23 protein-coding genes are annotated in these 21968 nt (G+C 37.4%); 14 read left to right on the forward strand and 9 right to left on the reverse strand.

Annotation, left to right across the window (positions count from 1 at the left end):
* Positions 1-8 precede the first annotated feature (8 nt).
* Together B096_RS0107085 and murJ are read left to right on the forward strand one after the other, a co-directional pair.
* Entirely contained in the window at positions 9-1328 is a 1320-nt protein-coding gene (locus B096_RS0107085; RefSeq protein ID WP_018580052.1) for an APC family permease, read from the forward strand.
* Between the two features lie 130 nt (positions 1329-1458).
* Positions 1459-2979: a murein biosynthesis integral membrane protein MurJ gene (gene murJ / locus B096_RS0107090; protein WP_018580053.1), complete on the forward strand. Its 1521-nt coding sequence runs from the start codon at positions 1459-1461 to the stop codon at positions 2977-2979.
* A 21-nt stretch (positions 2980-3000) separates the two neighbouring features.
* Here the strand turns inward: murJ and B096_RS0107095 are convergent, their stop codons facing one another.
* Together B096_RS0107095 and msrB are read right to left on the reverse strand one after the other, a co-directional pair.
* Positions 3001-3420 carry a putative immunity protein gene (locus B096_RS0107095; protein WP_018580054.1) on the reverse strand — a complete coding sequence of 140 codons (420 nt, stop codon included), beginning with the start codon at positions 3418-3420 and terminating at the stop codon, positions 3001-3003.
* Complete coding sequence (gene msrB / locus B096_RS0107100) at positions 3413-3832, reverse strand: peptide-methionine (R)-S-oxide reductase MsrB (protein WP_018580055.1); 420 nt, start codon at positions 3830-3832, stop codon at positions 3413-3415. Before msrB ends, B096_RS0107095 begins: the two co-directional genes overlap by 8 nt.
* Positions 3833-3946: 114 nt before the next feature.
* Here msrB and B096_RS0107105 point away from each other — a divergent pair, with 114 nt between their 5' ends.
* The 5 genes from B096_RS0107105 to B096_RS0107125 all read left to right on the forward strand — a co-directional run bounded on the left by B096_RS0107105 (position 3947) and on the right by B096_RS0107125 (position 9155).
* Complete coding sequence (locus B096_RS0107105) at positions 3947-4657, forward strand: response regulator transcription factor (protein ID WP_018580056.1); 711 nt, start codon at positions 3947-3949, stop codon at positions 4655-4657.
* On the forward strand, positions 4644-6545 hold the full coding sequence (locus B096_RS0107110; RefSeq protein ID WP_018580057.1) for a sensor histidine kinase: 1902 nt from the start codon (positions 4644-4646) through the stop codon (positions 6543-6545). Before B096_RS0107105 ends, B096_RS0107110 begins: the two co-directional genes overlap by 14 nt.
* 46 nt (positions 6546-6591) lie before the next feature.
* The gene (locus B096_RS0107115) at positions 6592-7032 is read left to right on the forward strand and encodes a hypothetical protein (protein WP_018580058.1); all 441 of its coding nucleotides are present in this window, start codon (positions 6592-6594) and stop codon (positions 7030-7032) included.
* A gap of 127 nt (positions 7033-7159) precedes the next feature.
* Positions 7160-7855, forward strand: a complete 696-nt coding sequence (locus B096_RS0107120; RefSeq protein ID WP_018580059.1) for a response regulator transcription factor — start codon at positions 7160-7162, stop codon at positions 7853-7855.
* Positions 7845-9155, forward strand: a complete 1311-nt coding sequence (locus B096_RS0107125; RefSeq protein WP_018580060.1) for a sensor histidine kinase — start codon at positions 7845-7847, stop codon at positions 9153-9155. The genes B096_RS0107120 and B096_RS0107125 overlap by 11 nt, the downstream gene beginning before the upstream one ends.
* A gap of 214 nt (positions 9156-9369) precedes the next feature.
* On the opposite strand, the gene B096_RS0107130 is transcribed toward B096_RS0107125, so the two are convergent.
* Positions 9370-10383, reverse strand: a complete 1014-nt coding sequence (locus B096_RS0107130; protein WP_018580061.1) for a YeiH family protein — start codon at positions 10381-10383, stop codon at positions 9370-9372.
* A 93-nt stretch (positions 10384-10476) separates the two neighbouring features.
* Between B096_RS0107130 and B096_RS0107135 the strand changes: the two genes are divergently transcribed.
* A complete protein-coding gene (locus B096_RS0107135; RefSeq protein ID WP_018580062.1) occupies positions 10477-11337 on the forward strand; it encodes a LysR family transcriptional regulator in 861 nt (286 codons plus the stop codon).
* A gap of 7 nt (positions 11338-11344) precedes the next feature.
* Here B096_RS0107135 and brnQ read toward each other — a convergent pair whose 3' ends face one another.
* Positions 11345-12661 carry a branched-chain amino acid transport system II carrier protein gene (gene brnQ / locus B096_RS0107140; protein WP_018580063.1) on the reverse strand — a complete coding sequence of 439 codons (1317 nt, stop codon included), beginning with the start codon at positions 12659-12661 and terminating at the stop codon, positions 11345-11347.
* A 112-nt stretch (positions 12662-12773) separates the two neighbouring features.
* Positions 12774-13823: a YdcF family protein gene (locus B096_RS0107145; RefSeq protein WP_018580064.1), complete on the reverse strand. Its 1050-nt coding sequence runs from the start codon at positions 13821-13823 to the stop codon at positions 12774-12776.
* Positions 13824-13918: 95 nt separating this feature from the next.
* Between B096_RS0107145 and B096_RS0107150 the strand changes: the two genes are divergently transcribed.
* Together B096_RS0107150 and B096_RS0107155 are read left to right on the forward strand one after the other, a co-directional pair.
* Positions 13919-14455 carry a GNAT family N-acetyltransferase gene (locus tag B096_RS0107150; protein WP_018580065.1) on the forward strand — a complete coding sequence of 179 codons (537 nt, stop codon included), beginning with the start codon at positions 13919-13921 and terminating at the stop codon, positions 14453-14455.
* On the forward strand, positions 14455-14898 hold the full coding sequence (locus B096_RS0107155; RefSeq protein WP_018580066.1) for a DUF1801 domain-containing protein: 444 nt from the start codon (positions 14455-14457) through the stop codon (positions 14896-14898). Before B096_RS0107150 ends, B096_RS0107155 begins: the two co-directional genes overlap by 1 nt.
* Positions 14899-15437: 539 nt before the next feature.
* Here the strand turns inward: B096_RS0107155 and B096_RS0107160 are convergent.
* Positions 15438-16313 carry an RluA family pseudouridine synthase gene (locus tag B096_RS0107160; protein WP_018580067.1) on the reverse strand — a complete coding sequence of 292 codons (876 nt, stop codon included), beginning with the start codon at positions 16311-16313 and terminating at the stop codon, positions 15438-15440.
* Between the two features lie 71 nt (positions 16314-16384).
* A complete protein-coding gene (locus B096_RS09770; protein WP_018580068.1) occupies positions 16385-17212 on the reverse strand; it encodes a helix-turn-helix domain-containing protein in 828 nt (275 codons plus the stop codon).
* A 270-nt stretch (positions 17213-17482) separates the two neighbouring features.
* On the opposite strand from B096_RS09770, the gene B096_RS0107170 reads away from it, so the two are divergent.
* Complete coding sequence (locus B096_RS0107170) at positions 17483-17683, forward strand: cold-shock protein (RefSeq protein WP_018580069.1); 201 nt, start codon at positions 17483-17485, stop codon at positions 17681-17683.
* Between the two features lie 219 nt (positions 17684-17902).
* Here the strand turns inward: B096_RS0107170 and B096_RS0107175 are convergent, their stop codons facing one another.
* The gene (locus B096_RS0107175) at positions 17903-18355 is read right to left on the reverse strand and encodes a hypothetical protein (protein WP_018580070.1); all 453 of its coding nucleotides are present in this window, start codon (positions 18353-18355) and stop codon (positions 17903-17905) included.
* 66 nt (positions 18356-18421) lie between these two features.
* On the opposite strand from B096_RS0107175, the gene B096_RS0107180 reads away from it, so the two are divergent.
* Positions 18422-19201 (forward strand): hypothetical protein, encoded by a 780-nt coding sequence (locus tag B096_RS0107180; RefSeq protein ID WP_018580071.1) that lies wholly within the window; start codon positions 18422-18424, stop codon positions 19199-19201.
* Positions 19202-19217: 16 nt separating this feature from the next.
* Positions 19218-19628, forward strand: a complete 411-nt coding sequence (locus B096_RS0107185; protein ID WP_018580072.1) for a GNAT family N-acetyltransferase — start codon at positions 19218-19220, stop codon at positions 19626-19628.
* Here the strand turns inward: B096_RS0107185 and B096_RS0107190 are convergent.
* Positions 19625-20323: a coenzyme F420-0:L-glutamate ligase gene (locus tag B096_RS0107190; RefSeq protein WP_018580073.1), complete on the reverse strand. Its 699-nt coding sequence runs from the start codon at positions 20321-20323 to the stop codon at positions 19625-19627. The genes B096_RS0107185 and B096_RS0107190 overlap by 4 nt on opposite strands.
* Before the next feature lie 114 nt (positions 20324-20437).
* Here B096_RS0107190 and cls point away from each other — a divergent pair, with 114 nt between their 5' ends.
* The gene (gene cls, locus B096_RS0107195) at positions 20438-21964 is read left to right on the forward strand and encodes a cardiolipin synthase (protein ID WP_018580074.1); all 1527 of its coding nucleotides are present in this window, start codon (positions 20438-20440) and stop codon (positions 21962-21964) included.
* The last annotated feature ends 4 nt before the right edge of the window (positions 21965-21968 follow it).

The raw sequence follows: 21968 nt of genomic DNA on the forward strand, positions 1-21968 counted from the left end.
GATAAATCATGCGCAAAAGACTCAGTAAAATTGATATTTTAGCGCTTGCATTAGGTTCAATCATTGGTTGGGGATCGTTTACGCTCCCAGGAACCAAGTTCTTGCCCGAAAGTGGTGTTATTAACACTGCTATCGGGCTTGTTCTTGGTGGTATTGCAATCATCTTTATTGTGCAAGGATATCATGTTATGATGTCGGATCATACCGAGGACGGTGGGGAGTTTTCGTACACGTATAATAACTTAGGGAAAAAACACGGGTTTATTGTAGGCTGGTTTTTAATTCTTTGTTATATCAGTATGGTTCCACTCAATGCCACAGCCTTTGTACTCGTCGTAAAAAAACTTTTTGGATCTGTTGTAACGTTTGGATATCTCTATGATATCGGTGGAACATCGGTATATTTTTCAGAAATACTTATCGCAAGTTTTATTATTATTCTGTTTGCGAAAATTAATGTTCAAGGACTTAAAATGAGTTCAAGGGTACAAAATGTAATGATTTTACTAACGGTTGCCAATATTATTCTGTTATTCGCAATGATGTTGGGGGTTCAAGGAACATCTGTTCTTAAAGAATACTACATTACGCCCTATACCTTTGATCTCAGTCAAATTGCGAAAATTTTTGCGATTGCACCCTTCCTGTTTGTAGGTTTTGATGTCATTCCACAAGTCTCTACGGATCTGGATTTCAGTGCATCCAAAGCAGTTCGGGTAACTGTGCTTGCAGTGTTTGCGGGAGTTCTTTTTTATAACCTTAATAACATCACAACGGCTCTTGTCTATGCTCCCCAAGAAGGTTTGCTTGAAGAATGGGCATTGGGCTCGGCAGTACTGAATAAACTCGGATTTGCGGCATTTATACTGTTGCTCATATCGCTAGCAGGTGCTGTTTCTGGTGGAATAAATGGCTTTATGCTTGGTGGTAGTAAGTTGATTGGTGCATTATCCCAATATAAACTTATTCCCCAAAAATATAGTCGTGAAAATCAAAACGGTATGTATGTGAATGCCATTCGGTTTATTACGGTTATAAGTCTTGTTGCTCCGTGGTTTGGACGTGAAATGATTATCTATATTGTGGATATGTCTTCCCTCTTGGCAGCAATTGTGTACTTTTATGTTTGTTTTATTAGCTTTAAAAAATCAAACGGCACTGCAAAAGGTCTGAGTGCAGTTGGGGCGTTGGTGAGCCTAGTATTTGTAGGTTTACTTGTAATCCCGGGTTCACCCGGTCAATTGCAATTACCTTCATTTATTTTTATGATTGTATGGTCAGTCTTAGGCATTTTTTACTATTTTAAACATCAATACAAAAAAGGTTAAAATATTTTAACCTTTTTTTATGTTGTGTAGTGTATTGGAATCGAAGTGTTTTTGGTTTATTATGTGAGATTCACTTTTCTGAATGTTTCAACGATGAAACAGGTATAATAGAATAGAAAAGAGGGATCACATGAAACGTAATGCAGCGTATTTAACCATCGCAATTCTTATCTCCAAAGTACTGGGTCTTGTTCGAGGCTTAGTTTTATCCTATTTTTATGGGACATCAATTGTATCCGATGTTTATTTCACTTCATGGAGTATTCCAAATGTTATCTTTGGATTTGTTGCGGTGGGACTTGTAAGCACCTTTATTCCGGTCTATATTCGTGCGCGCGAAGAAAAAGGTGAAGCAATCGCTGATCAATACATGAGTGATGCCTTAAACTTATTGGCGATTTTGGCCCTGGTTCTTGTGCTTTTAGGACTTGTATTTACCAAAGAGGTTGTGTTAATTTTTGCGCGTGGATACACAGGCATCAAACTCGACCTCGCTGTTCGTTTTACGAAAGTGACGTTGCTTTCAATTTTCTTTATTGGTGCTCGTTCCATCTATGAAAGTTACCATGAAATTCATAATCGATTCCTTATCGCGCCAATGGGAAGTTTCATGATGAATATTGTAGTAATCCTCTCTATTTTTATGAGTGTGCGCACCGATATTATGGTCTTACCTTTAGGGATTTTAGTCTCAAGTATCATACAATATCTATTTGCTGGTTTTACCTCCCACATACACGGATTTAAACGTAAAAAAAGTTTTGATGTACACAATCCATATGTAAAAATGATGGCGGTTATGGCATTACCGATTATTTTAGGGGCTTCGATTGATCAAGTGAATCTCGTGATTGACCGTACAATTGCTTCCACCTTCAATGATGGCGCCATTTCCGCTATCAGTTATGCGTCGCAAATCAATGATGCGGTTCTAAGTGTTTTTGTATCAACAATGGCGACGGTTCTGTATCCGACGCTTGTAGGTAATGCAGTACGTCATGAAACAGAACAATTAAAAAGCACTTTAACAAAAATATTAAATGTCGTGAATATTTTAATCATACCTGCAACTGTAGGCATTATGGTGCTTTCTAAACCCATTGTGATGATGCTCTTGGGTCATGGTAAGTTTGATGATCAAGCGATTCTTGTAACGGGGACAATTCTATTCTACTATGCGTTAGGCTTGGTAGCTTTTGGGATGCGCCAGGTACTCACCAAAACGTTTTATGCCTTGGAGGATACCCAAACACCAGTTCGTATCGGTGTGATATCCGTGTTGGTGAATATAGTCTTGAATCTTGTCTTGTCACGCGTTATGGGGGTAACCGGATTAGCCTTAGCAACAACAATCGCTGCATTTACCGGGGCATTGTTACTTTATAATGCTTTACGGGTACGTCTAAAAGGATTGCGTACGGGCCAATTTATTCGTTCTTTTGTGAAAACCCTTGCGGCATCTTTATTGATGGGGGTGGCAGTGTATGGTGTTTATTACCAAACCGCTCTAGTCGATATGGGCAAACAAGGGGTATTGCTAGGTATTGTTGTTGGTATTGTTGTTTATATGCTCAGTATGCACTTTATGAATGTACCGGAATATGCTGAAACCGTTGTGTTACTCAAAAAGCGTTTAGGAATTGAATCATAAAAAAACTTCTTGGTGGTAGGATCAAGAAGTTTTTTTATGTACATATGCGGTTAAGGTGTCAAGTTGCCATTTTCGCTCAATGGAACCTTTACTACGCCGGCCAACTTTAATTGCTTTGAGTGCATAGTCTGCACACCGGATTCCATGTGCTTTGACCTGAGCGGTGCCGGCGGCATGGCCACTGGCTCTTAAAAGGTAGACATGTTCTGTTTTTGTAAGTTCACGTGCGCGACTGTGTGCTTTTAGGGCGATGGTACGAGCCTCAGACACATCCATAGTACCTGAACTCCAATTGCGTGCAGCGCGTAGGGCTTGAGTAGCATGAACATCTTTGTAATGACACAAACTAAGCGCGTGCTCAAGACAGTCAGCAGCCCATAAGGCAACAACGTCCTGTGGTGCATCAAGGAGCAATGCTTCTAATAATTCCGTATCATTCATGGTCGATGGCCTCAAGGTATTGACCATACCCTTCCGCTTCCATTTGATCTCGGGGAATAAACCGTAATGCTGCCGCGTTAATACAATATCGCAATCCACCTAGTTCACGGGGGCCATCATCAAAGACATGCCCAAGGTGTGAATTCGCATTACGGGAACGAACTTCAGTACGGACGCGTTGATGAGAGACGTCTTCTACTTCCAAAAGGGATTCAATTGGTTTTGAGAAAGAAGGCCAACCGCAACCCGCATTAAACTTATCATTGGATAAGAAAAGGGGTTCACCACTTACAATATCAACATAAATACCGGGTTCATAAAAATCATCATAGACACCGGTGAAAGGTGCCTCAGTAGCGTTATTTTGGGTAACATCATATTGCAAAGGGGTTAATTTGTCTTTAAGGTTCATAGTATTACCTCCTCAATCAATTATAGAACATTGTGTAACCTTAAACAATTCTTAAACATTTGACCCATTGGTTTTTAAAGATTTAAAACCTATAATAGATGTAAGAGGTGGCATATGGCAAAAATACTGATTTGCGATGATGAAAAAGATATCGTAAATGCATTAAAAATTTATTTATCGCAAGAAGACTACATTATTTATGAAGCATATAATGGCATCGATGCTTTAGAAATTTTAAAACGAGAACGGATTGATCTTGTGCTGTTGGATATCATGATGCCTAAAATGGATGGACTTGAAACGATGATGCACATACGTAATACATCAACCATTCCCGTCATTTTACTTACGGCTAAAAGTGAAGATACCGATAAAATCTTAGGTTTGAATGTCGGGGCTGACGACTACATTACAAAACCTTTTAATCCGATGGAAGTGATTGCTCGGGTGAAATCACAATTGCGTCGGTATACTCAATTTAACCAAGGATATCAAGATAACGCCCATCAATTAAAAGTAGGTGGGCTCGAACTGGATGATCAATCGAAAGACGTACACATTGATGGCAAACGCGTTCGATGTACTCCAACTGAGTTTGACATCTTGAAATTATTGATGTCGCATCCAAATCAGGTGTTTTCACCAAAACAAATTTACGAACATGTCTGGCAAGACAGTCCCTATGGATCTGAAGGAACGGTTGCCGTTCACATCCGCCATCTGAGAGAAAAATTAGAAATCAATCCTTCCGAACCGCGATATTTCAAAGTGGTATGGGGACAGGGATATAAAATAGAAGGAGCGATGAACCATGAATCCGAGTAAACGAAAGCATTTAATTATTCGAATTATAACCGCAGCCATTTTTATTACATCTTTAGGTACTCTAGTTGGTAGTGTTTATGCACTTGTTAAGATGCAACAACTTCAAATTAACAGTCAATCGCAAGATGCTGTCCGTGAGCAGTATTATAAAGAAACAGCGGAATACCAAATCAATCAACTCTTCTATGATTATGGACGTGAAACGGAAGAAGAACTTGTTGAGGATCTCAAACGCAGCGAGCAGAGGGTAATATCACCGAATCATTTTTTTAAAATCTACAATTCGGAGAATAAGCTTATTTACAGCAAGGAATCCGCTTCTCAAGATGGATTTATCACACAATATCCTTTTTCAACTTATAAACGCGTGGATAAACTTGATCAAAAAGGTCGTTATATAAATTCAGAAATAATTGAAAAACATTATACGGTTGAGAGTCAAATACTAAGTGGGGCACGTGATCAATTTTGGTATATTGATGCACTGGTAAATAACCTCGTGGAAATTAACTATAGTTATTATGGCATCTTAATTGTTTCGGCCTTCTTAAGTCTTGCTTCCTTGATTGGATTTAGTATGCACTCTGGCGTTCGAGATGAGGATGGGGAGGTGCAACTCAATATCTTTGATCGTCTGCCCCTTGAGTTATTTATAACACTCTTGTTTTCGGTGGTTTTCATTGTTATGGGATTTCTCGTTATAAGCACCAATGAATTCCACCGCGATGTTCACAACGCATTTTTAATGGGGCTTATTACAAGTGTCATCGGACTTGGAATCGGTTTTGTTTTTTATGATTCTTTGATTAAGCGCATTAAAACAAAGCAATTATTCAAAAATTCATTGATAAACCGCTTGATAATACAACCCGTTATGCGACTTATAAAAACTTCGATTTGGCACCGTGATCTCGTTTTAAAGGCGGGCTCTGTTATCGGTGCATCCATTATATTTGATATCTTTACCTTTCGATCCATTGCTAATGGGAATGGGGGAATGGTCTTCTTTTGGGTAATCAAAACGGGTGTCATCACTTGGTTTGCAATTAAATTATGTATCGAGGCTCGAATTGTGCGCCAAGCAACTCATGCAATGGCGCAAGGAGATATCGATGATAAAATTAAAATAAGCAATCTTCACGGTGCTTTTAAAGAACATGCAGAGGATTTGAATCAATTGTCTGACGGGATTAGACTTGCGGTTGATAAACAAATGAAATCCGAACGAATGAAAACGGAATTGATTACCAATGTCTCCCATGATATAAAAACGCCCTTGACATCGATTATTAACTATGTGGGATTACTTGAACAGAAAACCTTTGAAGATCCAGAGATTCAAGAATATTTACAAGTGCTTACACGTCAATCGGCCCGACTAAAAAAATTGATTGAAGATTTGGTGGATGCTTCCAAAGCCAGTTCGGGATCCATTCAACTCAATCGCGAAAAGACCAGTTTGAATGTCTTGTTAGAACAAGTAGTGGGCGAGTATACGGATCGATTTGATACAAAAAAATTAGATCTAATCATCACAGAAGATGAGGTAAGTGCATACTTAGATGGTAATGTTTTATTCCGAATTTTGGATAATCTTCTCGGAAATGTATATAAATATTCCTTAGATCATTCTCGTGTCTATGTGAGTTTAAAGCAAACAGCTGATGAAGCCCAAATAGAAATAAAGAACATTTCCCAGGCATCGTTGAATATCAGTTCGGACGAACTGATGGAGCGTTTTGTACGCGGGGATGCATCGCGTAATACAGAGGGAAGCGGCTTGGGTCTTTCCATTGCGAAAGCTCTGACTGAAGTTATGGACGGTGCTTTTGTCCTTGAAATTGACGGTGACCTTTTTAAAGTGAAATTAACATTCCCATTACAGTGACACGTCCTTAATTCTCACGTATAATAGATTTAAGGAGGCGATGCATATGAATCAAAAATTAATGCGGTTTAGAAATATCATCGTCTTGTTCGCAAGTTTAAATTTTATGATGCTCACGATTGTACGGGTGATTCTTTATTCTGAATTACATCTGGTTTATCGGTCTCGCTTTAAAATGTTTCTCTATGGAAGTTTCTTTATATGTATCATTTTACTACTTTTGTATCTTGTGTATTATTTAGTGCGACCCAATCCCTTCGATAAGCGCTATGGTGTGCAAAACATTACTCGGCGCGTCTTTCTAACCTTTTTTCTCCTGGGGTGTGTGCTTTACATCGGTTCAATCATGACACGATATGTTATGCGTTTGGATCGCCCTGAGTTAGAACGAGATGGAATGATTTATATTACAATGAATGGGAATACAGAAGCTTATCGTGACCGTGGCCCTTGGGTCATGGAATATCTTGAATCAGACATGCAATAAAAGACGGAATGTTGAAGGCAACTTCATAAGGCATCCGTTTTTTTTTATGTGATTTTGAATAACATTTATTGACAAGAAAAGTGAGAATCTCTATATTTAAACATGATTTACTTGAGGAGGTTGAATTATGAATCGCATACTGGTAGTGGATGATGATCATGAAATTCGAGAGTTGTTGGAATTGCTGTTGACTAACGATGGCTTTCAAGTTGAAACTTATGCCAACGGCTATGAAGCCCTGAATGAATTTGATACACGGTTTGATCTCGCAATTTTAGATATTATGATGCCTGAAATTGATGGGATTAAGCTTTGTCGAAAAATCCGTGATGAACATCAAATTCCCATTATCTTCTTAACGGCTAAAGAAAACGAAGAGGATGTTGTTTTAGGGTTTTCGGTTGGTGCGGATGATTACATTATGAAGCCTTTTTCTTATTTAGAACTGAGTGTTCGGGTTAAGGCATTGTTGCGGCGTTACTGTAATTATGGCAGTAAACCTCAAAACCCGCAGGATGAAATTCTGCATGAGAAACAAATTTCTCTAAACCGAAAAACCAATGAGGTTTATAAAAACAATGTGCTTTTAGATCTTACAGAACGTGAATATCGTATTTTAAGATTACTGCTCAGTAATCCAGGCAGGATTTATACCATCGAACAATTATTTGAAATCGTTTGGGAGGATACTTACTTTTATTCCTGTTCAAATACGGTGATGGTGCATATTCGCAATCTCCGTAAAAAAATTGAAGATGAACCCAATAAACCTAAAATAATTAAAAATGTATGGGGAAAGGGATACAAGTACGATGGTGTTTAGACGGACACAAAGATCGACGCACTTATCTTTTCAAATTCTTGTCTATATTGCGATTGCCACGATGATTAGTTTAGGAACTTATATGTTGTTGGGGAGGCTAGCGGATGTTTATATAAATAGTGCTCATCCAAACCGGAATACAGTTCAGGAACGTATAGATGCATTGCAAACCTTTATTAATCGGCACAACGTTACAACAGATTCATTGGATGAATTGAATCAATGGGTCAAACAGTTTCCGTTTTCATTGGTTTATATTTATGATCAATCCCATTTGCTCTATACTAACGATATTGGAATCGAAACGAAAGCCTATGACACGGTCAATGATGCTTCCTATCCATTACAAACGTTTGCTTTGGATGTAAATGGGACGCCGTTACGGGTTGATATTATGAACTATGACGTCATTGAGTATTTAACACGGGTTGATCGTGTGAATATCGGCATTGCATTTATTGTCTTTGTGACTACGATGTGTATTCTGTTGCGAAGCATTACAGACTACATTAAAACCCTTACGGATGAACTTAATGCAATCGGTGGCGGTATGTTGGAGACTAAAGTGTCTGAAAAAGGGAATGATGAATTAACCAATCTTGCACAAGGGATTAATCTAATGCGGGAAGCTCTACTTACAAATACCGAAATGATTGTTCGTTCTCAGGAAGTTTTGAAGGATGCGACTACAACCTTATCGCATGATATTCGGACCCCGATGACCATCTTATTAGGCTATCTTGAGTACCTTCAAATTGATGATACATTAACCGTAATGCAACGCGAAAAAATTAATTTGTGTTTTCAAAAAGCACAACAAGTGAAACAGCTAACTCACGAACTTTTACGATGTTTTACGGCCGTTGCTTCGCATGAAGAGCATTCATTTCCAATCATCAAAACAGCATTTTATGATTTTAAGACTGATTTTTTGAAGCAACTTGAATGTACGCTTGATGTTTATGGAATCCAAGTGCGCATACGTGATGATGCAGGTCAAAGCGGTTGGTGTTATCAATCACAGATACTGATGCAACGTATTTTTGATAACATAACATCAAATATTATTAAATATGCTGATTATGAAGCGGGGGTGATGGTAGTTATTGAAGAACGGGGAAACCGAGTCCAAATAACAGTTGAGAATCAGATTGCTTCCCAACCGCGTCAGCATGACAGTTATGGGATAGGGCTTCGCAGCTGTGAGCGCTTGATGAGTCTTCAAGAAGGTAGACTTTCATGGAATCGTAATGCGACTACGTTTTTAATCATGCTCGAATTCCCTGTTAAGAATTATTAAGAAAAATGGAATTTAAATTTAGTTACATTTTTTGTATACTGACATTGTCAAGTGAAATGGAGGTAGCTTGAACATAATATTGTAATTAATCTCGTTGATTTGATAGAAGTTAAAACAGTCACCGAAACCGTTTCTATCAATCCATATTCTTTCCACTATGTGTCCCTCCAATTCCCAAATGACACAAAAAAACAGGTGTTAAGACCTGTTTTTTTTATACAATACCCATCATAAATTCAACACCCAACGCTACCACGACAACAAGCAATGAGATTATAAATCCATGAAGGAAAGGATTTAAACCTGTTTTAATCATTGACTTAAACTTCGTATTTAATCCAATTGCGGCGAGCGCACAAACCATTAAGAATTTACTAATTTGTTTTAAAATGATGCTGACTTCGGGTGGAATCACTCCAGTACTGTTGATTAATGCCAATCCAATAAAGAGAAGAATGAACCATGGAATGATGTGTGTCAATTTGAGTTTTTCAGTTTTAGGTGTTAAACCCGCGCTCTTTTTGACGTGAGCATTGACGAGTGAGAAAACGATGACGGTTGGAATAATTGCCAAGGTTCGTGTAAGTTTTACCATCGTCGCAAAATCACCTGCTGCCTCTGAAAATGCATAACCGGCAGCCACGACACTTGAAGTATCGTTAACGGCAGTACCTGCCCAAAGCCCGTAAGCCATATCCGTGAGACCCAATGCTTTTCCCATAAGGGGAAACAAAACGATCATAAGGACATCAAAGAGAAAGGTTGCGGACATTGCATAGGCAATATCTTCGTCTTTTGCTTCAATAACGGGTGCGATGGCGGCAATTGCGGAACCACCACAAATTCCGGTTCCTGCAGAGATTAGATTTGATAGTTTCCAATTTAATCCCAGTTTTTTTCCAATAAAGTATCCACCTCCAAAACAAGTTAGAAGTGTAAAGACCATGACGGCTAAGGACATTTTCCCAACACTGAGAATCATTTTAATATCTAAGGATGCTCCCAGTAAAATAATTGCAAATTTTAAAACATGCTTGGATGTGAATTTAAATCCTGATTTAAAGGTATCGCTGGGTTCAACCCAAGCGTTAATCAACATTCCAATAAGCAAGGCAATTACCGATGCGCCGATAAATTTAATGGGAAGTATTTTTTCAATAAAGACGGCGAGTATTGCGACAGCAACTGCCAGCAAAAATCCTGGTGTATATTTTTTAATTGAGTTCATAAGACCCCTCTTTCCATAGAAAGTATAGCACTGTCATTTATAACGGTTTATTATTGTATGTTATAATGAATAAAGAAAATTTATGGAGGGCTTATGGATCCAAAATTAAAAACACTAATGACGATTATGGAATTGGAAAGTTATACGGAAGCAGCACGTGTACTACATTTGACGCAGCCAGCAGTATCACAACACATTAAACGGTTGGAAGCTCTTTATAATTGTAAACTTGTATACTTTGAAGGGCGTGTGCTGCACTTTACACAATCTGCGTATTTACTTTACGATTTCGCGAAAATGCAACATGCACATCAAGAGGTGCTGTTTCAAAAACTTGAACAACAAGCGAATCCGATTTCAATCGGAATGACGTTGTCGATAGCCGACTATTATTTCCCATCACATTTGAGAACTTATTTGCTCTCGCAACGTAATCATTTTAAATTAAAAGTTGCAAATACGAATACGCTTCTTGAAGATTTGAAATCGGGGAGCATTGATTGCGCACTAATTGAAGGAATGTTCGATCAAGATATCTTTGCTTCACATATCTTCACGGAAGCCCGTTTTATGCCTGTAGTTGCCCAAAATCATCCTTTAGCGGGCCAGAGTGTAAGTTTGGAGAAACTCTTGGCATTCCCGATCATTGTACGCGAGCCAGGATCGGGCACCCGCTCAATTTTCGAAAATTGGCTCACTGCCCAAAATCATAGCCTAACATCCTTTCAATCAGTCCAGGAAATTGGGAGTTTTCAAATGATTAAAACCTTTTTGAAGCATTCGGATGCGGTCACATTTATGTATACGAAAGTTGCGAGTGCGGAAATTGAACGTGGGGAACTCTCTTTTTTAAATCTCGAAGATTTTACCTTAAAACGACCTCTTCATTTCGTTTATTTAAAACACCACTTAAATCAAAAAAATATTGAAACTATTTACCAACTAACACAATAAAAGGAACTTATACAAGTTCCTTTTTCTTTTGAATCAATTGATAGCCTAATGCAGCTAAGGTGGCAATTAACGTGGGTAAAATCCAACCAAGGTTAAGATTGTAGAAGGGAATGGAACGACAAAGATTTGTCATCCAAGGAAGTTCAAACTTAAAGTGATCAAGGACCGAAACAATACTAAAGATTGTACTGGATATGATTGCAATGCGATATGTAAGAGTGGAAGGAAAGGTGGTAAGTCCGAGTAAAATCAAAGCAATTGCTGCCGGATATACGCAGGCAAGAATTGGTCCACTTACTTTTAAAATTGTTGTTAAACCGATATTAGATATCGCAAAACTGATGAAACAGAGGATGGCAACACTTTTAGAATAGCTTAACCGTGGGAAGCGCTCCGCAAAATATTCGGCAGAACAGCTGAGTAATCCAACACAAGTCGTGAGACATGCAAGAAAAAATAGAATACCTAATACGATAGGACCATAAGCACCAAATAAGCGGTTTCCAATTTGCGCGATCACGACAGCACCGTTTGGTGCACCGATGGAATCACTGGCCATCAAATTCCCCAAGAAACCAAGCATGCAATAGACGATAAAGAGTAGAATCCCTGCAATAATTCCGGACTGAATTGCCGTTTTACGAACTTGACCATCATCTTTGAGGCCATAACTTTTGATGGACATCGTAACTAAAATCCCAAGATTTAAAGCCCCCAAACCATCAAGCGTGAGATAGCCATCTACGATTCCATGCGCAAAGGATGATCCCGTAGATAGATAAGGAGCATTTGAAACTGAATGCTGTGTCAAAGTAGAAAAAAATGCACCACCAAAAAGAATTAAAATAAAGAGTAAGAGTAGCGGTGTTAATATTTTTCCTACCCGATCACTGAGTGCTTGTGGTTTAATACAAAAACCAAAACAAATTAGAAAAAAGAAAAAAGAATAAATCAACAGTGCACGTTGTGCATCGTGTGAATTATTAAAAAATAATCGAATTGAGGTTTCAAAAGGCATGATCCCTGCACGTGGCACGGAAAGAAGGGGACCGCTTAATAAGTAAAGCAGTGTTGGAAAAACGAGTGCAAACCATGGATGAACCTTATGTGCAAGGTTGAGAAATCCGTCCTGTTTGGATACAGCTACCAGCGCAAGAATTGGTAAGATAACAGCTGTGATACTAAAAGCGAAAATTCCAATCCACTTATGAGATCCGGCTAGGTAGCCAATCATAGTAGGAAAGATTAAATTCCCCGCACCGAAAAACATCGAGAAAAGCATTAAGCTTACGGAAAGTAATTGAAATCTTGTTAATTTATTCATAAATATAATTCCCCTTAATTTTTAATTTTATTTTCTAATTATTCTTTAATGAACAAATATTGTCAATATTAATCACAAAAAAAAGAGCCACTTAAGACTCTTTAAGGAATAATTATAAGAATTGACCCAGTAAAATCAATGCATAGACCATCCCAAGGATTACAAGGTGGAAGCGTTTATGCATGACCATTAAAGCAATAAACTCCCGAATGAAGGCATTGGGCACAAAATAACGTGCTGTTTTAGATCCAATTCCTTGTGCATCCAAACCTACCATTTGAGCGTATTGACTCGCTCTGAAAATATGAAATGTATTGGAACTAAACAAGCAGTTGTATGGTTTACCATCCATCACTTCATCCATAATTGCTTTCGAAAAAAGCATGTTTTCATAAGTGGTTGTAGATTGAACCTCTGCATACGCATGAGCTTGTGGAAGCCCTTGATTGATTGCATAGGCACGCATTGCTTCTCCTTCAGGAATAAGCTCGTCATCACCTTGCCCACCACTAAAAATCATGAGGGGTGGTGTATGCGATGTTGCTTGTTTCCAATAAAAATCCAATGCCACATCAATACGACTTGCGAGCAGTGGTGGCACTTCTTTACCATTACGCAGTCCACTTCCAAGGACGATGATAAAATTACGTGGTTTACGTGGTTTGAAAAACTGATATAAAAAAGAAGAGGATAAGAAATTCACAAAAACAAAGACAACATAAAAGAACGTAAATGTTAGGCAGGCTAAAATGATATGTACTACCTTATAATGAGCAGGGATGCGCTGTGAAAGAATGGGCATTACAAAGATAAAGAGAACGAATGCGATTCCCGCAAATAATGTTAATAGATTTGAAAAGCGAAATCCTTCCTTGCGGATTAAAATTTGAGCATTTTTAAATAAACCTATAATGAGAAAAAGATAGCCTACCAAAAATACAATCATAAAAACAATAATAACAATAAGCGTAGAAATTCGTATAAAATCATTGGAGGTGATAAACGAATACGCGATAAGATCGAGCCCTAAAAAACCAAGTAATATATTAAAAAGAAATCCATTTAAAATTCGTCCACGGTTTCGCTTATACGAAATCGCCAAGACTATCGCCAGACCAAGACTTATGATTGAAAGCATGGTAAGAATTGAGTAATCTTCCATAAAACACCTACCTTATAGATATATTATAACGTAAAGATTCTTGAGACGATAGTGACGCACTTTTTAAGGTATAATGGTAGTAAGGAGTGTGACTTATGATTGAGATACGTAAACTAAAAAAAGAGGATATGAACGCATTATGGATGTCAGCTTTTCAAGAAGAAAAACCTTGGATGGCTTTTGACGCACCCTTTGTTGATGAACATATTCCGTTATCCTATGAAGATTTTGAAGCATCCAGACTTGAATTATTTCTTGATGTCGATTTTAGACAGGGTATTTTTAAGGATGACCGCTTGATTGGGCTAGTATCCTATTACTGGGAGTCTTATAAAACGCGTTGGCTTGAATTTGGAATTGTGATTTATGATGAAACGGAATGGGGTCATGGTTTGGGAAGTTCTTGTGCAATGTTTTGGATGGATCAGTTATTCGCAGCCTTCCCGGAAATTGAACATCTTGGCTTTTCCACTTGGTCCGGAAATGAAGCAATGATGGGTGTAGGAGATAACATTGGGATGAAACTTGAAGGACGAATTCGTAAGGTGCGTTACCATGAAGGTGTTTATTATGATGCACTAAAATACGGAATTCTACGTGATGAATGGGAAGTAAAGCGTAGAATGTTCTAATGGATATTCAAACGTACATTGCTCAAGGGGATGCGCAGTTTCAAGATGGCTATCAAAAACTTTTAGATGTCATCAAGACGGCATTACCAAAGGGGTTTGAGTTAACCATGCAATATAAAATGCCGACGTTTGTGGTGCCACTCACCTTGTATCCTAAAGGGTATTTGGATAATCCCAAGGTTCCGTTACCTTTCATCAGTCTTGGGTACCAAAAAAATCATATTAGCCTTTATCATTTGGGAATTTATGCACTCCCAGAGCTTCGAGCTTGGTTTCAAGATGCTTATAAAAGAGAAGTTAATACGAAATTAAATATGGGGAAATCTTGTATTCGCTTTTCGAAAAACACGGAAATCCCCTATGAATTAATTGCGACGCTGGCAAGCAGGATTACACCTGAAACTTGGATTGAAATTTATGAAGCGGGAAAGAAAAACAACTAAAGGAAAGTTGTTTTTTTATTGTTGTTAATATAATAAAGCTAAATGTTTATGGACTGGTTGTTATTAATGTTAGGGATAGGTTAGTGAGTATAAGTATTCATGGATACGGCTGAGATCATACTAAGTGGTTTCTAGTGCATTATTTTATCTATTCTTTTTTAAGAACCTGAAAAATGTATTTATCGATGAAACCGACAGTTTCAGCTAATAATCTTTAGTAATGCATCCAATCAGACATTGATTATCAAAGGAATCTGCGTAAATGTGGTGATTAAGCTTGAAGACTACATTAAATTCTATTGAAAACTTAATTTTATTATTTGAATTGGACTTTCTGTAATCATAGTTTTTGTTCATTTTATTTTGTCTCTCGATGTTTATGATCAGTGGATTGATGGAACGATTTTAATGGGGTGGAGCGTTCCACCGTTGTTTATCTTGTATTTTATATCGGTGATTATTCTTGTTTTAAAAAATACGATAAGACTTCACAAAAAAGAAGCGCAAGAATCATGATGATTCTTGCGCTTTAATATATCTTAGATCGATGCTTCTTGTGTGGGTGTTATTTTTGATAATTTTTTAAACTTAGGTGGAAGTGGTGACACAAACGTCATCACTTTTTTTGTTTTTGGATTCACGACCTTGAGTCGGTAAGCGTGCAATCCTAATCGTTTTAAAGGATTGGTTTTTGCGTCATATTTTTTATCACCGATAATGGGATGACCAATATCATTCATATGAACACGAATTTGGTTCTTACGTCCTGTATCAATTTGGATTTTTAAAATTGAATTGTTTTCGGTGCGTTTAATGACTTCATAGTGGGTAATCGCTTCTTGACCTGTAGTCGTTGAATACATGTGAGTCGTTTTATTTTGTCTTAAGAAAGAACGTACAACGTCTTTATCTTTAGGAACTACACCTTCCACAATCGCAACATAGAGCCGTTCTTGTACCAGTTCAGACCACTTATCTTGATAAAGGTGTTTTACATATTCGCTTTTTGCGAACATAAGAACGCCTGATGTATCTTGATCAAGACGGTGAACCACAAAGATTCGATTTTTTGAATCTTGCTTTTTGACATAATCGCTGGCAAGACGGAAGGCTGTCAGTTCTTCCTCTTTACGGTTTGAGACTGTCAACAACTTGTAGGGTTTATCAATGACAAGAATATCCTTATCCTCGTAAAGAATCTGTAAGGGCGTGTCACGTTGTTGGTTATGACTTACAATTGTAATTGTTTGCCCCACTGTGATTGCATCATCAAATTGTGTTGTTATTTCGTTATCAATTGAAATACACTCATGTTTCAAGAGTGATTTAATCTTTGAGCGACTGTAAGGTATGTCTTGGCTCAGAAGATAATTCAAAAGTTCATCATTATATTGTACTTTTAAAATATGTTTCATATATATTCCTCATTTCGAACTCTATTATGACAGAAAAATTGAATTAAAGATACAAATTCTCTTTCTTATCGCTAGTTTAAGTAGTCACGAATCTGCGCTTGATTGAAAACATCATGAGGATCATCGAATGGTAGATCCTGTTTCAGAAAACAATTTTGAATTTTGGATAAATAAAACATAGCCCTTCGCTCGGTTGTAAGTACATTGGATGCTATATTTAAATACTTAGGCGTATCGCTTGTTATAATTTTTAAAAATAACGGTGATTGTGGTGTTATAAACGATAAAATTTCGTTTTGATTAAGTCGAGATGAAGGAGCGGTACGAACGTCATAGAAACCCGCTGAGCACACATTTTTATATGAAAGTTTTGTGAGAAGTTCAGCGTCGTCATCTTTGAATATCAGAGACAATACGCGTCGGTTTGACATCGAAAATTGTGTATTCTCGAAATAACCGATTTGTTCATTATTTATCATCCAGTAATCGTAATGGCGGGCAAAATTTTCAATGGTTAACATTAAGGAGAGGATGAATAGAATTAAACCGATAATGTTAGCATACCAATATTGATGTGCAGGCGAAATAAAAATGGCGAGGGCAGTTACCCATAAAGGGGTGGAACGTGCGCTGAAAAGGTAAGTCTTAACGAAGTCCTTTCGAGATGGTTTATACCCAATTATAAGTGGCTTATCGAGAATATTAGATCCCTTTACTAATTGTTCAACCGGAACATTAAACAACTCCGAAATATGAATAATTTGATCAGGTGTTGCAGCTTTTTTTTCGCTCTCAATCTCGTTAAGCAAGCGTTTAGAAATCTTTAATTTTTGAGCAAGTTCCTTTTGAGATAAACCAGCTTGTATTCGTTGGTGTTTTATCATTTCTGATACTTTCATAGTGATCCCTCCATTTAATTCTATATTACCATTGTTTACAGTTGTTTCCCACATTTTATTGTATAAATGTAAACGCTTAATAATTCTCGGTTTGTGGCACGATAATTCATTGACAAGCCCTTTTAGAAGTGATAATATCAAGTTGTAATAAGAATGTTTATGATTAGTATTGTATATTAAATCGTAATAAACTCAATGTGTTTTGAAGAACTGGTATATTAGTTTGCGAATTACGCTTGAGTACATCTTATTCTGATAGGAGGTACTAGCATGAGTACAGGTAAAGTGAAATTCTTTAACGCTGAAAAGGGTTACGGATTCATTACTATCGAGGGTGGGCAAGATATCTTTGTTCATTACTCAGCAATCGTTGCTGATGGATACAAAACTTTAGAAGAAGGACAAGAAGTTAGCTTCGAAGTTGTTGAAGGTCCACGCGGCGAACAAGCAGCAAACGTTAGAGCTATCTAATTAGTGAGCTAAAATAAAAACAGTGGTTCAACCACTGTTTTTTTTCTTTGTCCAAGTCGGAATTTTAAGGCTATATCAGACAACACTATCGCTATAGATAAATCTAGTTTGGGTAGAAGCAAAAGATGCTCAAAAAAAAAAAAATACCGCCTTTCATTGGAACTTAGTTGGTTCTAACGATGGTCGGTATTTATTTTTTTGATGATAAAGTATGTTGCATCAATTTTGTTGCAGTATGTGATCGAGTTTATCCCCTAAAAAACCAATAATGGGTAATTTACAAAACTGATATTTTCCAGCTTTCGCAATCCCGAAAATATGAAATAGACAGGAGATGAGTCTCAGGATGATGTGTATGATATTAAAAATTAAAGCAACACTGGGTCCCACTAAAACAACCCAACCAAAAACAGACAATATAAGCGTTTGAATCACACCTACGATAAAACTGATGATGATAATCGTGATGTTCAAAATAGCAATTTGACTTGCGTGGTTACGCAAGTACTGACTATGCTTTTCTAAATATAAGGTCATGATTGCAAGAATAAGTGGAAAGATACTCATATTTCGATTGCTGAGGGCTGTCACTAAACTGAGCGCCCATAGGACAATGCTGATGACAGTAACATTTATATCCATGAAACTGGCATTTTCATTACGATGATTCATGTGGTATTCCTCCTTCGTTTATAATATAATGAATAGAGATAAAAGTAAATGTGGAGGTCGTTCTTTATGGATGGAGCAGTACATGTAAGTGGGTTACAAATTACGATGATGATCGTAAGTTTTGTATTAATAATTTCAATGATGGTCGTTATGCTTGGCCGCTATCGACGTGAAGAAAATTTAAGTCGTACCTTGATTTGGGGTCTTGTTATTTTTATGGGAACCAATGCGATTGTAAACGGCTTTGGACTTGTATTGAATAAGGCAAGCTGGTTTTTAGCAATGCCACCATTAGGGCAACTTCTCTTATTTACAGTCATTGTAGCCCTGGCATATTCCCTCGTATCGGGTGTTGTGATGCACTTTTTCGTTAAAAAAGAACATAATGAAAAAACACCTATTATGATGGTGTTGGGTTTTATGTTGATGAATGTATTTCAAACGGCGATGGCGTTGATGAACTATGTCATGCTAGCCCTTGCAATTAACAAAGGTGATACCGCTAAGTTTATGGGTGAAAATACTGACCCAGCTGCAGTTCAAACAGCGATTGATACTGTACTAGCAATCCAACCACTTGGATATTTAGATGTTGTAGTTTCGGTGTATGCGGACTTTATTGCATATGCGACGGTTCTTATTATTCTTTACCGTTTATTTACTACAGGCAAGGATAAAAAAGTTCAGTATGGTGTCATGGCTGTAGGTATTCTTCTTGTTTATCGATTGATTATCGAATTTGCGAAATATCAAATTGCCAATCCAATCTTCTTGATTTTAATTAAATTCGCAATATCGAGCGGTGTTGGCTATGTTGGCTATAAAGTCTATAAAAAAGATTTTTAATTAGAGGTGATTTACAATGAAGCTTAAGCTGATTGATATTTCAGATGAATTTGATGATAACGGCGTTGAGACGTTATTGTTCGATATTTATGTAGGGGAAATTGAACGCTATGTGGGTCGTTGTGAATATCGTAACGAACAAGGGCGTGACTTATGGTACTATGGCAATATTGGATATATTATCTATCCGCCATATCGTGGGCATAACTTTGCTTACCATGCGTGTATTCAGCTCTTTGAAATCATTAGGCAAGTCAAAACTGGATTGCCTGAAGTCATCATTACATGTAATCCTGACAATATTGCATCAAAAAAGACGATTCTTAAGCTTGGAGGCAACTATTACTCAACCATAGATATTATGGAAGATCATGAGTTGTACAAACTTGGAGAAACGTCTAAGGAAATATATACAATTAAACTTTAAATTTTACGGATAATTCCTAAAGGTGTCGATTGAGCTTTTTGACCGAGGGGGTTATCCTTTAATATTTTAACCATTAAGTTATTGTCAATGCTTGATGAACTTGATCCGAGAATATTTCCGCCAAGATCGTTGATGTCCGTTACAATAACTTCAATATCTTGTGTGAAAGCGGCTTTAATTTCTTTAGCGACTTCGTGTGGACGCTCAGGTCCAAGAACAACATATTCATTGTAAGGTGGAATTGTGTGCGATGTTGGTCCATCGATTGCACGTGCTTTAGAACCCGCGATACGGTAGAAATCACCTTTTCGTCCGAAGAATTTTGTAATTGCGGCAACGCCAGCAGCTAGAATAATTCGGGGTGTACCACATTCCCGTAATGCCATTTCCATGGTTTCAGGCATGCCCAAGCCAATGCCGTGAGGTGTTTTAGTTACATAATTCGATAGTGTTACTGCAAGTTTACGTGGTTTCACATCTTTAATAGGATATGCACGGCCTTGTGTAATGGCCACTATTTTTTCGGTTACAAACAGAATATCTCCATCTTGAAGTGAGTCATCTGCAAATTCTTTAATTACTTCAATTAAGTTATCATCACGCATGATTAACTTTGTTTTTAAAGGTAAACGTTGGTAACGTTTGCCGTCGACATTAACTTCGAGTTCTTTATTGTCGTTTGGTTTGATTGTCATTTTGTATCAACCTCTCTATCTTTAATATCATAACTTTTGCAGTGGTCTTAATCAAGTAGGAACTTGATTATTGAATTTAGTTTAAAGTATAATTCACATATAGAAAGAGGACTTATGAAAACATTACTACGTTTATTAACAAATAAGATTTTTATGGTGGGACTTATTGTAATTGCGGAGTTTGCGATTGTTGTGGCTTTAATTTGGAATTTATCGTTAAATTACGCTTTTATGCATGCTTTTTTTGTGTTTTTATCCGTCCTTCTAATCATTTATATTACCAATCGTAATGATGACCCATACTATCGGCTTGCATGGACCATTATTATTTTAGCATTTCCACCAATTGGTGCGGTCTGTTATCTCATTTTTGGTGGGAAAAAGGTTCCTAAAAAATTACGGGAACGCATCAGTGATACGTATTCCAAAGATGCTTTCCTTCAGGACGAGTCGTTTGGAATTCTTGAAGAATCGCTTGAAACTGCGCCTCGATGGGCTCGGTTAGTCAAATATTTGATGGGGAGCTCACACTATCCAATTTATAAGAATACGGAAGCAACTTACCTTGCTAGTGGTGAAGAAAAGTTTTTACACATGAAGGAAGAACTTCGCAAGGCTGAAAAGTTTATTTTTCTTGAGTATTTTATAATTAAAGAAGGTTTAATGTGGCAAGAATTACTTGTTATACTTCGAAAAAAAGTTGCTGAGGGTGTGGATGTTCGCCTTATGTATGATGATTGGGGTTGTGCACTCTTCCGTGATTTAAAAAAACAATGTGAAGAAGCAGGGATTGTCTGTGTTGAATTCAATCCGCTTGTAGCGCGTTTAGCGATTCAAATGAATAATCGCGATCACCGTAAAATTTGTGTTGTGGACGGGCGCGTAGGTTTCATTGGTGGAATTAATATTGCCGATGAATACATCAATATTGGGAGTAAATACGGTCATTGGAAAGATACCGCAGTGATGATTGAAGGGGATGCTGTGCATTCACTTACCTTGATGTTCTTGCAGTTTTTCCGTTATTATACGGGAGAGATTGAAAATCCTAATGATTATAAATATGAATTTGGTACGCTAAGCGATGCACAAGGGTATGTCATGCCCTTTGCAGATGCCCCTACTGATAATTACGATCTTGGATTGGATGCTCATTTATCGATGATTAATAATGCAAGGGATTATATCTACATTCAGACGCCTTACCTTATTGTTGGCCATGAAGTGATTCAGGCCCTCGAATTAGCGGCGCGAAGTGGGGTTGATGTGCGGATTATTGTGCCACATATTCCCGATAAGAAAATTGTCAACCATGTCACAAAATCGAATTATCAAATTCTTATTGAGAGCGGGGTTCGTATTTATGAATACGAACCGGGATTTGTTCATTCGAAGACTTTTGTGGCGGATGACCAAATTGCCCTTGTGGGAACAACAAACATGGATTTTAGAAGTTATTATTTGCACTTTGAGTGCAGTATTCTCTTCATCAATAACAATGTAGTACAAGATTGTTATGATGATGTAATGCACACCATTACAGAGAATGCGATTGAGATTACGTTAGAGGACTGTCTGGCAGTACCTTATCCCGTAAGACTCTTTCGATCAATTGCCCGTATTTTTAGTGGCTTAATGTGAGGTT

Origin of the sequence: Erysipelothrix tonsillarum DSM 14972 (assembly GCF_000373785.1) — a bacterium.
GTDB classification, from domain to species: domain Bacteria; phylum Bacillota_I; class Bacilli_A; order Erysipelotrichales; family Erysipelotrichaceae; genus Erysipelothrix; species Erysipelothrix tonsillarum.

What these genes read in the sequence shown, in the direction of transcription:
- B096_RS0107170 (WP_018580069.1), top strand. Translation starts at nt 17,483, where the DNA reads ATGAGTACAGGTAAAGTGAAATTCTTTAACGCTGAAAAGGGTTACGGA.
- B096_RS0107115 (WP_018580058.1), top strand. Translation starts at nt 6,592, where the DNA reads ATGAATCAAAAATTAATGCGGTTTAGAAATATCATCGTCTTGTTCGCA.
- B096_RS0107120 (WP_018580059.1), top strand. Translation starts at nt 7,160, where the DNA reads ATGAATCGCATACTGGTAGTGGATGATGATCATGAAATTCGAGAGTTG.
- B096_RS0107190 (WP_018580073.1), bottom strand. Translation starts at nt 20,323, where the DNA reads ATGACAATCAAACCAAACGACAATAAAGAACTCGAAGTTAATGTCGAC.
- B096_RS0107110 (WP_018580057.1), top strand. Translation starts at nt 4,644, where the DNA reads ATGAATCCGAGTAAACGAAAGCATTTAATTATTCGAATTATAACCGCA.
- B096_RS0107105 (WP_018580056.1), top strand. Translation starts at nt 3,947, where the DNA reads ATGGCAAAAATACTGATTTGCGATGATGAAAAAGATATCGTAAATGCA.
- B096_RS0107085 (WP_018580052.1), top strand. Translation starts at nt 9, where the DNA reads ATGCGCAAAAGACTCAGTAAAATTGATATTTTAGCGCTTGCATTAGGT.
- B096_RS0107150 (WP_018580065.1), top strand. Translation starts at nt 13,919, where the DNA reads ATGATTGAGATACGTAAACTAAAAAAAGAGGATATGAACGCATTATGG.
- B096_RS0107095 (WP_018580054.1), bottom strand. Translation starts at nt 3,420, where the DNA reads ATGAATGATACGGAATTATTAGAAGCATTGCTCCTTGATGCACCACAG.
- msrB (WP_018580055.1), bottom strand. Translation starts at nt 3,832, where the DNA reads ATGAACCTTAAAGACAAATTAACCCCTTTGCAATATGATGTTACCCAA.
- B096_RS0107145 (WP_018580064.1), bottom strand. Translation starts at nt 13,823, where the DNA reads ATGGAAGATTACTCAATTCTTACCATGCTTTCAATCATAAGTCTTGGT.
- murJ (WP_018580053.1), top strand. Translation starts at nt 1,459, where the DNA reads ATGAAACGTAATGCAGCGTATTTAACCATCGCAATTCTTATCTCCAAA.
- brnQ (WP_018580063.1), bottom strand. Translation starts at nt 12,661, where the DNA reads ATGAATAAATTAACAAGATTTCAATTACTTTCCGTAAGCTTAATGCTT.
- B096_RS0107155 (WP_018580066.1), top strand. Translation starts at nt 14,455, where the DNA reads ATGGATATTCAAACGTACATTGCTCAAGGGGATGCGCAGTTTCAAGAT.
- B096_RS0107175 (WP_018580070.1), bottom strand. Translation starts at nt 18,355, where the DNA reads ATGAATCATCGTAATGAAAATGCCAGTTTCATGGATATAAATGTTACT.
- B096_RS0107185 (WP_018580072.1), top strand. Translation starts at nt 19,218, where the DNA reads ATGAAGCTTAAGCTGATTGATATTTCAGATGAATTTGATGATAACGGC.
- B096_RS0107125 (WP_018580060.1), top strand. Translation starts at nt 7,845, where the DNA reads ATGGTGTTTAGACGGACACAAAGATCGACGCACTTATCTTTTCAAATT.
- B096_RS0107180 (WP_018580071.1), top strand. Translation starts at nt 18,422, where the DNA reads ATGGATGGAGCAGTACATGTAAGTGGGTTACAAATTACGATGATGATC.
- B096_RS0107160 (WP_018580067.1), bottom strand. Translation starts at nt 16,313, where the DNA reads ATGAAACATATTTTAAAAGTACAATATAATGATGAACTTTTGAATTAT.
- cls (WP_018580074.1), top strand. Translation starts at nt 20,438, where the DNA reads ATGAAAACATTACTACGTTTATTAACAAATAAGATTTTTATGGTGGGA.
- B096_RS0107135 (WP_018580062.1), top strand. Translation starts at nt 10,477, where the DNA reads ATGGATCCAAAATTAAAAACACTAATGACGATTATGGAATTGGAAAGT.
- B096_RS0107130 (WP_018580061.1), bottom strand. Translation starts at nt 10,383, where the DNA reads ATGAACTCAATTAAAAAATATACACCAGGATTTTTGCTGGCAGTTGCT.
- B096_RS09770 (WP_018580068.1), bottom strand. Translation starts at nt 17,212, where the DNA reads ATGAAAGTATCAGAAATGATAAAACACCAACGAATACAAGCTGGTTTA.